This is a genomic window from Mesorhizobium sp. YC-39 (assembly GCF_025753795.1).
In the GTDB taxonomy this organism is placed as follows: domain Bacteria; phylum Pseudomonadota; class Alphaproteobacteria; order Rhizobiales; family Rhizobiaceae; genus Mesorhizobium.
The window spans coordinates 647,867-660,726 of record NZ_JAOWPS010000001.1 but is presented as its reverse complement, the minus strand read 5'-3'; the positions used below and the strand labels follow the sequence as shown (position 1 = coordinate 660,726).

Sequence of the window (12,860 nt, the reverse complement as noted above, 5' to 3'; positions counted from 1 at the left end):
ATTTGCAGGAATCACTGGAGGGAATCATGGCCGATGTCACGCTAAGGCAAGTGAAGAAATCATATGGCAGTCTGAACATTCTCCATGGCATCGACCTCGACATTAAGTCGGGCGAGTTCATCGTCTTCGTCGGCCCTTCGGGTTGCGGCAAGTCGACCTTGCTGAGGTCCATCGCCGGACTTGAGGAGATCACCTCGGGCGAGCTCAAGATCGATGGCGAGGTGGTGAACGACGTGCCGCCGTCGAAGCGCGGCATCGCCATGGTGTTCCAGTCCTATGCGCTCTACCCGCACATGACCGTCTACGACAACATGGCGTTCTCGATGAAGATCGGCAAGGAGAGCAAGGCTGAGATAGACAAGCGGGTGCGCCAGGCGGCTGAGATCCTGCAACTCACCAAATATCTCGACCGCTTGCCCAAGGCGATGTCGGGCGGCCAACGCCAGCGTGTCGCCATCGGCCGCGCCATCGTGCGCAATCCGAAAGTCTTCCTGTTCGACGAACCGCTGTCGAACCTTGACGCGGCGCTGCGCGTCGCGACCCGCATCGAGATCGCCAAGCTCAAGGAATCGATGCCTGCCACAACGATGATCTACGTCACCCACGACCAGGTCGAGGCGATGACGCTGGCCGACCGCATCGTGGTGCTCAAGGAGGGCCATATCGAACAGGTCGGCACACCGATGGAACTCTACAAGAAACCCGGCAATCTGTTCGTCGCGCAGTTCATCGGCTCACCGGCCATGAACATCCTGCCGGCCACCATCGACAAATCAGGCAATCCAACCATCGTCAGCCATGTCGGCGGACGCAAGGCGACGGTGCCGATCACCACGCCGGCGTCGGCGAAGGGGGCATCGGTGAGTTTCGGCGTGCGGCCGGAAGATCTGATGATCGCCACCGGCGCGGATTATCTGTTCGAGGGAACGGTGGACTATGTCGAGCAGCTCGGCGAGGTGCAACTGGTCTATGTCGACATCGGCCGTGCCGACCTGCCGCTGGTGACCAAGCTGCCCGGCAATGTCGAGGTCAAGCGCGGAGCGAAGCTGAGGCTGAGCGCGGATGCCGGCGACCTGCATATCTTCGACGCCGACGGCCATTCCTTCACACTCCACAAAGCGGAAGCAAAGGCGGCCTGAGACAGTTCAATCTGCGAGGCAAAAAACTAGAGCGGCGGGCAAGGCCAGCCGCTCTAGTTTTAGAAGCAAATCGACTGTTAGCGGCCGAAGAGATTCCGGTCGCTGCCCTGCGGAGCGGACTTCTGTACGTCGCCCGACGAATTGAGCAGCTTGTAGATCGGCGAGCTCGTGTTGCGCACCGAGGACGTCGAAGACGTCTGGGTGTTGTCGACGTTGACGGTCGCCTGCTTGTTGATGTCGGTCCCGCCAACATTGTCGTTGGCGGCATAGGCGCTGCCGGCAGCGATCAAAAGAGCGGCGGCAGTAAGAACAATCTTCTTCATTTTTGGTACTCCTGAATTCCAATAGAGCGGCAGGCTTGCCCGCCGCCTCCATTCTCTGATTTGACCACTCCCTTTTCCGAACCGAATGTTCGGGATCATGGTCTGAATCGGCTTAGTTGTTGCCGAAGAGGTTACGGTCGCTGCCATGCGTGACAGGCTTCTCGGCAGCAGGCTCCGACTTCTTGACGGAAGCCGTGTATGAGCTGTCAACTGCGGCGGCAGGCTGGTTGGCACCGTTGGAACCATAGTTGTCGCTACCGGCGAAGGCGCTGCCCGAAATGGCCAGAACGGCGGCGGCAGCAAGAACGATCTTTTTCATTCTAATACTCCAGAATTTTTGGGCCCGAGATCCGGAGCGGCAGGCAATCCTGCCGCCCTGCTGTCTGGGCTGTTAGCGGTTGCCGAACAGGTTGCGGTCGCTGCCCTGAACGATGGGCTGCTGATCAGCATGCGCCGACTTCTGGGTGGAAGCCGTGTAGGTGCTGTCAACTGCGGCGGCAGGCTGGTTTGCACCATTGGAACCATAGTTGTCGCTACCAGCGAAGGCGCTGCCGGTGATGGCCAGAAAGGCGGCGGCAGTAAGAGCGATCTTTTTCATTTTTTGGTACTCCAGATATCTTAGTTTGCTGTCCATCTAGCGGCGTGCCTCTGGGAGGATTTCGCGTCGTTCGGACAGCCCCGATGTGGGAAAGCCATCCGGCGGTTTCCAATCACGAAGTTGTTCCGCGTGGACCATGACTCTACATCTTGTAATTGTGCCACGGCCTTCTACCACCGAATTTTTTATCAATATTATCAACCGGTTGTCTTAAATTGACCCGTGCATCACCAAGTGTGTCGGAGCGCCAGTGTTCACACCGTCCTGCACGCACCGTCAACAGAAACGAACCGTTCGGTTCGATTTTAGAAACAGCTAATAGTCACTTTTGGAAACTGTTAACCTTTTTTGCCCCCGCCGCGGGTCGGATTCTACGATGACGGAAGCCGACAATGGCAGCCGGCAAATGGGGTTTCAGCCCTGCAGTTACCAGCTTGCAGGGTTTCTCCGGCCGTGTCGCGCCGCATGGATACGATGTCGCTTTCATGCCGACAGTCAGCCGGCCGTCGTGATTAGATCATGGCATCTCAGGTGCCGTCTCGTGACGACGAGGCGGAGAATTGGGAAGCCGGTCAAAGTCCGGCGCTGCCCCCGCAACGGTGGTGGAGTTCAAGTCGCAACGGGAGACCACTGGGCCTACAAGCCTGGGAAGGTGTCGCGATGAGTCCGCAAGGACAACTCCAGAGCCCGGAAACCAGCCCGAGGTGGTTGAACTCGACTGATCGCGGTGGGCGGTCAAGAGGTGGATGATGCATGTCCGGCCCGTCGTCGGCCTGCAAGCGATCCTTCCTCCATCACCACCAGTTCAGTCCTTAACTATGAGGACAGGACATGGATGCGCGCAACGATATGCTGAGGCTCTTGCAAAGCCGCAGGGAAGGCTTTTCGCTCGAACAGCCCTTCTACACCGATCCTGATTTCTTCAGGCTCGACATGGAGCTGATCTGGTATCGTGACTGGCTGTTCATCGGCCATGACTGCGAATTGCCGAAGCCGGGCAGCTACCTCACCGCCCAGATCGGCGACTATCCGATCGTGCTGGTGCGCGACCAGCAAGGCAAGATCAACGCCTTCCACAATTCCTGCCGGCATCGCGGCAGCCGCGTCTGCAACGCTGACAAGGGTACCGCGGCCAAGCTCGTCTGCCCCTATCACCAGTGGACCTATGAGCTGGACGGAAGGCTGCTGTTCGCCCGCCAGATGGCGGACGGTTTCGACAAGAGCCAGTTCGGCCTGAAACCGGTCGCCTGCGAAAGCGTCGGCGGCTACATCTTCATCTGCCTGGCCAAGGAGCCGGCGGATTTCGCGCCGATGCGGGCGATGATCGAACCCTATCTGTTGCCGCACCGGCTCCGGGAAACAAAGGTCGCCTTTGAATCGACCATCGTCGAGAAGGGCAACTGGAAGCTCGTCTGGGAAAACAACCGCGAGTGCTATCATTGCGCCGGCAACCATCCGGAACTGTGCAAGACATTCCCGGAAGCGCCGACGGTGACCGGCGTGCAAGGCGCCGACAACGATCCGGAGATGCTGGCGCACTGGGCGAAATGCGAGGCGGCGGGCCTGCCAAGCAAATTCCGCATCGATCCGGCCGGGCAGTATCGCGCCACCCGCGCGCCGCTGCTGCGCGACGCCATCAGCTACACGATGACGGGCAAGCGCGCCGTGAAGAAGAACCTTTCCGACAGCGTTGCCACGGACCGCATCGGCTCGCTGCTGCTCTACCACTATCCGACGACCTGGAATCATATCCTCGGCGATCACGCCGTCACTTTCCGCGTGCTGCCGATCAGCGCCACGGAAACCGCCGTTACCACCAAATGGCTGGTCCACAAGGATGCGGTCGAAGGCGTCGACTACGATCTCGCCGAGCTCACCCATGTCTGGACCGAGACCAACGACCAGGACCGCCGCATCGTCGAAGAGAACGCCTTCGGCATCCTGTCGCCGGCCTACGAGCCCGGCCCCTATTCGGAATTGCATGAAGGCGGCGTCATCCAGTTTGTCGAATGGTACGCCTCCTTCATCGGGCCACGCCTGGCCGAAGGTGGCCGGCCAGCGCTGCGCAGCGTCGCCTAGTGCATGTCGCCCAAAAGTGGGCAGCGGTTTTGGGATCACGAAATGCACAACACAAAAAGGATCGGGGGATGAATGCGATGACCGACCTTGGCCTCTACCGCCATCTCGACGAGATGGCGCCTTGGAACGACCGGCTGCAGGTGCTGGAGGTGATTGGCGTCAGCGACGAGGCGCCTGACGTGAAGACTTTCACCTTCCGCTCCGACAACCAGACCTGGTTCCGCTACAAGCCGGGGCAGTTCGTGACGCTGGAACTGCCGACCGCCGATGGGCCGCTGATGCGCACCTACACGCTGTCGTCCTCGCCGTCGCGGCCGTTCTCGATCGCGGTGACGGTGAAAGCGCAGGCCGGCAGCGTCGGCACGCGTTGGATGTTCGACAATCTGAAACCAGGCGTTCATGTGAAGGCCTATGGGCCGGCGGGCGATTTTTCGCTGCACAGCCATCCGGCGGCCAAATACTTGTTCATTTCGGCAGGCTCCGGCGTGACGCCGATGATGTCGATGCTGCGCTGGCTGAACGACTGCGCGCCATGGACCGATGTCGGCTTCGTCAACTGCGCGCGGCGCGCGGAAGAGATCATCTTCCGCAAGGAGCTCGAACTGCTGGGTAGCCGCATGCCGGGTCTCACGCTCGGGTTCATGATCGAGGAGCGCTCCAGCCGCGAAGGCTGGTTCGGCCATATGGGCCGGATCGACGCGATCAGGCTGCCACTGCTGGCGCCCGATTTCCGCGAGCGCGAGATCTTCTGCTGCGGCCCCGATCCGTTCATGCGCGCGGTACGGCAGATGCTGGACGCCGCAGGCTTCGACATGGCGAAATACCACCAGGAGAGCTTTGCCGCACCCGTCGTGGAGGAAGTACCGGCTCCCTTTGCGTCGCCGGCAGGAGGCGAGGTGGAGATGCCCGCCGCAGCCGCAACGCCGATCCGATTTTCGCTTTCGGATGTCGATGCCGAATGCCTTGCCGGCCAGACCGTGCTGCAGACGGCACGCGCCTCGGGCGTGAGGATCCCCGCCGCCTGCGAGTTCGGCCTGTGCGGAACCTGCAAGGTGAAGAAGATCTCAGGCAACGTCGAGATGAGCCATAATGGTGGTATCCTCGACCACGAGATCGACGACGGCTTCATCCTGGCCTGCTGTTCGAAGCCGCTGACGGCGATCGAGATCGAAGCTTGAAGGGTCTTTCGACCATCTGTCCCAGCGCGCCTGTTCCTTGGCCGGCGTTCTTTCTTGCCAAGAAAGGGCCAACTGGCTAGATGCTTTACCAGCGGCCGGGCGGACCGCGACGACCGGCGATCGTTTCCGCCGCGTCCGAGGTGGGGAAGAACGATGCAACAATTGGTCTACGCGGTGGCGAGCAAGGACATTGTTTTTGAGTCCTTCGACGGCGAAGCTGTCGTCCTCGACCTTTCGACAGGAAAATATTTCGGCTTCTCCGATTCGGGCAGCAGGGTCTGGGAAGCGCTGTCGTCCGGCGTTGCCGCCCATGCGTTGGTCGGGCAGACGGCAGGCACCTCAACGATAAGATTGGCCGAGCTCGAGAGCTTCATTGCACAACTGCTCGAATTCGGTCTGCTCGTGCCCGCGGCCGATACGCCCGCGCAACCCATTTCGGGCGCCCTTCTGGCAGAACTCGCCGGCACCAGCGAGCCGCTCAAGGTCGATATCCATGACGACCTTGCCGATCTCATCGTGGTCGACCCGATCCATGAGGTCGAGGAACCTCGCGGCTGGCCGGCGGTCAAACAGGCGTCCTGAAACAGAAGGAGCGGCCCGGTCGCCCCTTCGCCATATCGGGCGATACTGGAATATGCCAGCCATGCCGCGAGTCACCCTCCAATCCCTGCCGGACTATGCCCGCTATGTGCTGGCTGCGGCGGAAGGCGCTGCCGCGGGCTATGCCGTCACCACGAAGGTCGACTTGCCACAGCTGGAACTGACGACGCATCTGAGCCCTGGCCCGCTGGCTGCGGCCATCGATCACGCTTTTGTCCAGGCTCGGGATGATCGAACCGCAAGAGGCGACTGCCGCATTTTTGTTGCCGACCCCGACATTGAAGGCATTCCCGTCCCGGCGAGTTGGGGCCAAGCCTATTTCACGCATCATGCCTTTGCCACCAGCCTGGCCGATGCCGGACTGCGCGGCAACCACTATCACGACCTGGATTTCTGGCAGTTCTACGATCCCGAACGCCGCGTCGGCGTGCAGTTGATGGCATCGCCCGAGGCCTTTCCACCATGGGAGCCCGGCGCGCCGCTGCGCGCCTTCCTGCATTGGGAGTATGCGGCGCGCGGCATGCGGCTGGCCCATGCCGGCACGCTGGGCATCGATGGCAAAGGCATTCTGCTGGCCGGCTCGGGCGGAGCCGGGAAATCGGGAACGGTCGTTGCCGGCCTGCTCAACGGACTGGACAGCGTCGGCGACGACTATGTGCTGATCGATGCGGCCAAGGGCGTGAAAGCCCACCCGCTGTTTGCCACGCTGAAACAGGATCCCAAAGGCTTCCAGCGGCTCGGGCTAAAGCACAAATTGACGTCCTATGGTCCGCTGAACTGGCAAGGCAAGCATCAGTTCCGCATCGATGACATCGCGGCGCGGCCAGTGCCCGCAAGTCTGGACATCGTCGCGCTGCTGGTGCCACATATCGGCGGAGGTGAAGCAAGCTCGATCATGCCCGTTTCGCGCAAGGACGCCATGATTGCATTGGCACCGTCCGGAATCGCTCAGATGCCGGGCGAGCGGGAAAGCGGCTTTCGCTTCTTCAGCGACCTCACGCGCCTGTTGCCATGCTACCGTCTGTCGCTGGGGACGCGGCCGGAGGAGATCGCCGAGACGATTTCAGCGTTTCTCGCGCGGAGCACGTTATGAAGCTGAGCGTGATCATGCCTGTCTACAACCGCGAACACTATGTCGGTTCAGCGCTGCGTTCGCTGCTCAGGCAATGCGATGACGCCGATCTCGACATCATCGTGGTCGACGACGGTTCTACAGATGCTTCGGCAGCGGCGGTGCGCTCACTGAGCGAGCAGGCTCCATGCATCCGGCTGTTCCAGCAAGCCAATATGGGTGTCACCAAGGCGCGCAACGCCGGGCTGCAGCAATTGCTGCCGGAAACGCAGTTCGTATCGTTTCTCGATTCGGACGACATCTCGCCCATCGGCCGCTTCAGGGCCGATCTTGCCTGTTTCGCGGCCGATCCCGACCTTGATCTGACCTATTCGCGGATGACGCTTATAGACAGTATAGACGACGAGACGCTGGAACCGGCCGCCGACAGCCATTCCATAACCGTTCGCGGGATTCATCTGTCCGCCGGCATCTTCGCCCGAAATCTTGTCGAGCGGATCGGTGGCTTCGATGAGGACTTCAATCAGGCCGAGGACACCGACTACCTGCTGCGCGTCTTCGAGAGCGGTCCGAGATTCCTCATGCCCGATACTGTTGCCCTCTACTACCGACGCCATCCCGGCAACATGACCAAGGAAAAGAATGTGCCGTTTCGCGAATTCATGCGCGCTATCCACAAATCGATAAAACGGCGCAAGGCCAATCCTTCCCTGCACGCCGTCGACGGTATATTCGATTTCAAAGACCTCGCGCATTGGCGTTTCCTCTAATGTCCGGCTACAGCGTCGTTATTCCAGCCTTCAATGCGGCCACCACCATCGCCGAGACGTTGAGATCGGTCGTGGCTCAGTCGATCAAGCCTGACGACATCGTCGTCGTCGACGACGGCTCGACCGATGACATGGCGGCCGTGATCAATGCGCTGGACCTGAAGGTGCGGCTGCTGCGCCAGGAAAACGCGGGGCCGGGCAGCGCCACGACCAGAGGCATCGCCGCGCTGTCGACGCCATTCATCGCAACGCTCGACGCCGACGATTTGTGGTTGCCGACCAAGATCGAAGAGCAGCTTGCGCATTTTAGGCGGTTTGCACAGGTGGCGGGCGTGTTTACGCATTGGCGCAACTTCCGCCATGACCGGCCCGATGCGCCGGACGCAGGCGCCGTACCCGGCTGGTCGCGTTCGACAATGATGATCCGTCGCGAGGTCTTTGATGCCGTCGGGCCAATTGTCGATCCGCCGGGTGGCCGCGGCGAAATGATCGACTGGATCGCCCGGGCACGGGAGGCGGGCCTCGCTCTCGACATGCTGGACGAAGCGCTGACATTGCGTCGCATCAGGCCTGGCAGCCTGTCCTATGGTCGCGATGCCACGCGCGACCGTGGCTATCTCGAGGTCGCCCGGCTCGCCATGCAGCGTCGGGCGCGAAACAGGACGGAATCCAGCTGATGGCCACGGCGATCCGGCGTATCGGTCGCCGGTTTCCGGACTATGGCTGGTCGTGGCCGACCGGCAAGCTCGACCAATTGCTCAAGGCGGCGCTTCTTCCCGATGAGGAAGCGGCCGGCCAATGCGCCATGCGCTGGCTTGACGAAAACGACATCGACCTCGTCTCGTTTCGCGAGCACCGGCTGCTCGCCGCAATTTCCGACAGGTTCGGCAGGAAGCTTGCCGTCCATGCCGCCTACCCGCGCCTTGTCGGCCTGCAAAAGATGCTGTGGACCAAATCGCGGATGGCGATGCGCGAGGCCGAGCCGGCGCTTAAGGCGATGGTGGAGGCCGGATCGGCGGTCATGTTGATCAAGGGGGCCAGCCGCGTTGCCGTCGATGCGTCGGCGCAGCGCGGCCGGGTGGCGCATGACATCGACATATTGGTGCGCCCGCAGGACATGCTCGCCGCCTTCGACGTGCTGCGCGATCGCGACTGGCAGGTCGCCACCGGCGTCAGCCCGCAATATCTCAGGACCAGACTGTCGTCCGTGCGGTCGATGAACTTCTTCAAGGGCAGTTTCGGCGATATCGACCTGCACCAGTTCGGCTATGACGGGTCACAATCCAGCGCGGAGGACGATCTGGCGATCTGGCAGCGGGCGATAGCGGCCGAATTCAGCGGCGTCAGTGTCTTTGTTCCCTCGCCGGCCGATCGCATCGCGCTCGCCATCGCGCATGGCGGTCTTGACGCCCACACCCACAGCGACTGGCTGGTCGATTGTGCTGTGGCCATCGATGGCGGCGATGTCGACTGGGATGTCTTCCTCGATATTGCCGCCAGACGCGGCCTTGCCGTGGCGGCAGCGGTGGCGCTCTCCTATCTCGCGCTGGAGATCGGCATTGCCGTGCCCGAGGCGCCGCTGGCAAGGACAGTGGAGATGGCGGATCGCGCCGGCCTGTCGCGCTGGTCCTCGGTGCTGCAAGCCAAGCCGCGCACCGATTTCGGCGGCCTCGTCTGGCTGTCGCGCGGATTTGCCAAGCAGCTGCGCTTGAAACGCAAGAGAGGCCGGTTGCGGCAATCCGCGCCTGATGTCGTCTGGCGCGGCAAATCGGCGACGAATAAGACGAAGACGGCGCCAGCACCATTCGTGCTTTCACAGACGATTCCCTATCCCGAGACGACTCCCTATTTGGAAATGACTGGCGACCTGATGCTTGAGGTGACCGTCAAGATCGCCGTTCCGCCGGTCCGGCGCCGCATCGAAATGGAGATCAACGCCGCTGGGCGGCATATCGCCCGCTTGCGGTCCGTGGCGATCAGCCGCTCCGGTGGGGAAAGGGTGCTGCACTTTCGCGGCAAGGTGACGCTGGACGGTGCAAGCCAGGCTTTGGTGCTTGAGGCACGGCCGTCCCGCCAGTTCCGGCAATGGGACAATGAGGCGACTGTCGCCACCTATGGCGCGCTGCCGTTCCAGTTGCTGTCGGCGCATTTTTCGCCACTCGACTGAAGCCGCCCCGCGGGAACCGCAGGTACAGCCAAGTGGCCGGGTGACCCGGCATCCGCGTGGCAAGCGGCCCTGCAAAACGCTGATGCGGCCCTTTGATCCTGACTTCCAATAGTACGATCTGATCATGGCCTGATCCCGTTCAGATACGATCGTTGCGGCCATATCTATTTGTTTTTCAATGGATTTTTCTGAAAATTGCGCTTCATCTCGATGGGTCATGCTCTAAAATTTCCAACACGGCTTGACATTTGTCGACCTTAAATTGACTATTGTCACTTCGATGCCTTGGGCGGAGGTCACCAGCGTCGATCGGCTCCAAGAAATTGCCGAACACACGGGAGGAGAGAAGGTGGAGCTTTTGCTCGAGGTTGAAGGGCTGAAAAAGTCCTTTGGTGGCGTCGCCGCCTTGCGCGACGGCCGCTTTCAACTTCGCGCCGGCACGGTTCACGCGCTCTGCGGCGGCAACGGCGCCGGCAAATCGACCTTTCTCAAGATACTGATGGGCATCTTCAGCCGCGATGCCGGCTCGATCCGCCGCCGCGGCAAGGAGGTGGAATTCGCAAACCCAGCCGATGCACTGGCCTCAGGCATCGCCATCATCGAGCAGGAACTCAGCCCCGTTCCCCACATGACGGTTGCCGAGAACATCTATCTCGGCCGCGAGCCCAAGGCGCGGTTCGGCGGCATCGATTTCCGCGCGATGAACCGGTCCGCGCAAAGACTGCTGGACGATCTCGAATTCGATATTCGCGCCACGCAGTACATGATGAACCTCTCGGTCGCACAGATGCAGCTCGTCGAGATCGCCAAGGCGCTCAGCCACGACGCCGAGGTCATCTTCATGGATGAGCCGACCTCGGCGATCGGCGAGCGGGAAGCACAGCATCTGTTCGCCGCTATCCGCCGCTTGCAGGCGCAAGGGCGCGGCATCGTCTATGTTTCCCACCGCCTGTCGGAGATCTTCCAGATCGCCGATTCCTACACGGTCTTTCGCGACGGCGCCTATGTCGGCAGCGGCGCGCTTGCTGACATCGATCGACCCGGCCTGATCCGCATGATCGTCGGCCGCGAACTGTCGGAGGAATTCGCCAAGACCAACACGCCGACATCGCAACCAGGCATCGAGGTTGCCGCGCTCTCTTGCCCGAACAAAATCGAGGACATCTCGTTTTCGGTGCGCAAGGGAGAGATTTTCGGCATTTACGGCCTGATGGGAGCCGGTCGGACGGAGATCTTCAACTGCCTGTTCGGGCTCGACAGGCCTTCGGCGGGAAGCATCAAGGTCGACGGCACCGAGGTCAGCATTGCAAAGCCGGCGGATGCCATGGCGCACGGGCTGGCGCTGGTCACCGAAGACCGCAAGCTGACCGGTCTCAATCTCGCCGATTCCGTGCGCGCGAACATCTGCATGGCGAGCCTGCCTGAAATGAGCCCCGCCTTCGCCATGGATCGGGCGCGGGAGGCGGACGCAAGCCGCGGCATGCGGGAAAAATTCCAGATCAAGGCGGCCCGCGACACGATGCCGGTTTCCGGCCTTTCAGGCGGCAACCAGCAGAAGGTGGTGCTCGGCAAATGGTTCCTTCGCAATCCGAAGGTGCTGCTTCTGGACGAGCCGACCCGCGGTGTCGATGTCGGCGCCAAGCGTGAAATCTACCGGATCATCAGCGACTTCGCCTCCTCCGGCGGCACGGTGGTGATGATCTCGTCGGAAATCGACGAGGTTCTCGGCATGTCGGACCGGATCATGGTGATGCGGGCCGGCAGAAGTGCCGGAACCTTCAGCCGGGAGGAAACGGATGCCCAGTCGCTCGTCCATCTATCAACCTGAAGAGGGCAAGGGTGTTCGCTCAATGGCAGAGGAATCAGTGATGTCGGTTGGCGACAACAAGAGTGCAAACGGCTGGTTCGGTTCGGAGCAGCGCCGGCTGTTGATTCAGGAATACGGCATCTTCCTTGCCTTCGTGATCCTGGTGGCGGTTCTGTCAGTCTCCAACGAGTTCTTCCTGACGGCCGGCAACATCTCGAACGTGCTGCTGCAGACCTCGATCAACGGCGTTCTCGCCATCGGCATGACTTTCGTCATCCTGACGCGCGGCATCGATCTCTCGGTCGGCTCCGTCGTAGCACTTGCCGGCATCGTCAGCGCGAGCTTCGTGACCAGTTCCGCGACCGCGGGAATTTCCGGCGCGCCCTATCCGGTCGCCCTCGGCCTTGGTATCGGCCTGCTGGTCGGCATTGCCTGCGGCGCCGTTTCCGGCGTGATCGTGTCGCGGTTTTCGGTGCCGGCCTTCGTGGCGACGCTGGGCATGCTGTCGGCGGCACGCGGAATGACCCTCATCTATGGCGGAGGCCGTCCCGTCCCCGCACTGACGCCGGCCTTCCGCTGGATCGGCACAGGCAACATCCTTGGCATACCCGCGCCGGTCGTCATTCTCGCAGTCGTGTTCGCCGTCTCCTGGTGGATCCTCAACCGGACCCGCTTTGGCCGCTACATCTATGCCGTCGGCGGCAACCCTCACGCGGCCAGGACCTCGGGCATCAACATCACCCGCACGCAGTTCGCCGTCTATGTCATCTCCGGCAGTCTTGCCGGTCTCGCCGGAATGCTGCTCAGCGCCCGCACCGGTTCCGCCCTGCCCCAGGCCGGCATTGCCTATGAGCTGGACGCGATCGCGGCGGTGGTGATCGGCGGAACCAGCCTTTCTGGAGGCGTCGGCCGGGTGACCGGCACGCTGATCGGCGCGCTGATCATCGGCGTCATGAACAACGGCCTCGATCTGATGGGGATCCAATCCTACTACCAGCAAGTCCTCAAGGGCGCGCTCATCGTTGGCGCCGTGATGCTTGATCAGAAAAGAAACTACGGGGCCTAGGGCATCGGACCCAAAGGCCTCCTTCCGGTACCGGACCTGCAACACGCGCGTCCGTGAATGG

At 61.6% G+C, this 12,860-nt stretch carries 13 protein-coding genes and 1 riboswitch; of the genes, 10 read left to right on the top strand and 3 right to left on the bottom strand.

The window, feature by feature from the left end:
* The first annotated feature begins 26 nt into the window (after positions 1–26).
* Positions 27–1,139, top strand: coding sequence for an ABC transporter ATP-binding protein (locus OHD62_RS03190; protein ID WP_263780917.1), 1,113 nt, complete (start codon positions 27–29; stop codon positions 1,137–1,139).
* A 77-nt stretch (positions 1,140–1,216) separates the two neighbouring features.
* Here OHD62_RS03190 and OHD62_RS03185 read toward each other — a convergent pair whose 3' ends face one another.
* The 3 genes from OHD62_RS03185 to OHD62_RS03175 form a co-directional block, all read right to left on the bottom strand.
* Entirely contained in the window at positions 1,217–1,462 is a 246-nt protein-coding gene (locus OHD62_RS03185; protein ID WP_263780916.1) for a DUF680 domain-containing protein, read from the bottom strand.
* A 112-nt stretch (positions 1,463–1,574) separates the two neighbouring features.
* Positions 1,575–1,781 carry a DUF680 domain-containing protein gene (locus tag OHD62_RS03180; protein WP_263780914.1) on the bottom strand — a complete coding sequence of 69 codons (207 nt, stop codon included), beginning with the start codon at positions 1,779–1,781 and terminating at the stop codon, positions 1,575–1,577.
* A gap of 72 nt (positions 1,782–1,853) precedes the next feature.
* Complete coding sequence (locus OHD62_RS03175; protein ID WP_263780913.1) at positions 1,854–2,060, bottom strand: DUF680 domain-containing protein; 207 nt, start codon at positions 2,058–2,060, stop codon at positions 1,854–1,856.
* Positions 2,061–2,572: 512 nt separating this feature from the next.
* Positions 2,573–2,778, top strand: a riboswitch (cobalamin riboswitch).
* A gap of 113 nt (positions 2,779–2,891) precedes the next feature.
* Here OHD62_RS03175 and OHD62_RS03170 point away from each other — a divergent pair.
* The 9 genes from OHD62_RS03170 (at position 2,892) to OHD62_RS03130 (ending at position 12,799) form a co-directional block, all read left to right on the top strand.
* Positions 2,892–4,139: an aromatic ring-hydroxylating oxygenase subunit alpha gene (locus OHD62_RS03170; RefSeq protein WP_263780912.1), complete on the top strand. Its 1,248-nt coding sequence runs from the start codon at positions 2,892–2,894 to the stop codon at positions 4,137–4,139.
* A gap of 77 nt (positions 4,140–4,216) precedes the next feature.
* Entirely contained in the window at positions 4,217–5,317 is a 1,101-nt protein-coding gene (locus tag OHD62_RS03165) for a hybrid-cluster NAD(P)-dependent oxidoreductase (RefSeq protein ID WP_263780911.1), read from the top strand.
* 153 nt (positions 5,318–5,470) lie between these two features.
* Positions 5,471–5,899 carry a PqqD family protein gene (locus OHD62_RS03160; protein WP_263780910.1) on the top strand — a complete coding sequence of 143 codons (429 nt, stop codon included), beginning with the start codon at positions 5,471–5,473 and terminating at the stop codon, positions 5,897–5,899.
* 61 nt (positions 5,900–5,960) lie between these two features.
* Positions 5,961–7,010 (top strand): serine kinase, encoded by a 1,050-nt coding sequence (locus OHD62_RS03155; protein WP_263780909.1) that lies wholly within the window; start codon positions 5,961–5,963, stop codon positions 7,008–7,010.
* The gene (locus OHD62_RS03150; RefSeq protein ID WP_263780908.1) at positions 7,007–7,759 is read left to right on the top strand and encodes a glycosyltransferase family 2 protein; all 753 of its coding nucleotides are present in this window, start codon (positions 7,007–7,009) and stop codon (positions 7,757–7,759) included. Before OHD62_RS03155 ends, OHD62_RS03150 begins: the two co-directional genes overlap by 4 nt.
* Positions 7,759–8,436: a glycosyltransferase family 2 protein gene (locus tag OHD62_RS03145; RefSeq protein ID WP_263780907.1), complete on the top strand. Its 678-nt coding sequence runs from the start codon at positions 7,759–7,761 to the stop codon at positions 8,434–8,436. The genes OHD62_RS03150 and OHD62_RS03145 overlap by 1 nt, the downstream gene beginning before the upstream one ends.
* On the top strand, positions 8,436–9,926 hold the full coding sequence (locus OHD62_RS03140; RefSeq protein WP_263780906.1) for a nucleotidyltransferase family protein: 1,491 nt from the start codon (positions 8,436–8,438) through the stop codon (positions 9,924–9,926). Before OHD62_RS03145 ends, OHD62_RS03140 begins: the two co-directional genes overlap by 1 nt.
* Positions 9,927–10,275: 349 nt before the next feature.
* Positions 10,276–11,754, top strand: a complete 1,479-nt coding sequence (locus OHD62_RS03135; RefSeq protein WP_263780905.1) for a sugar ABC transporter ATP-binding protein — start codon at positions 10,276–10,278, stop codon at positions 11,752–11,754.
* A 22-nt stretch (positions 11,755–11,776) separates the two neighbouring features.
* Complete coding sequence (locus OHD62_RS03130) at positions 11,777–12,799, top strand: ABC transporter permease (RefSeq protein ID WP_412177339.1); 1,023 nt, start codon at positions 11,777–11,779, stop codon at positions 12,797–12,799.
* The last annotated feature ends 61 nt before the right edge of the window (positions 12,800–12,860 follow it).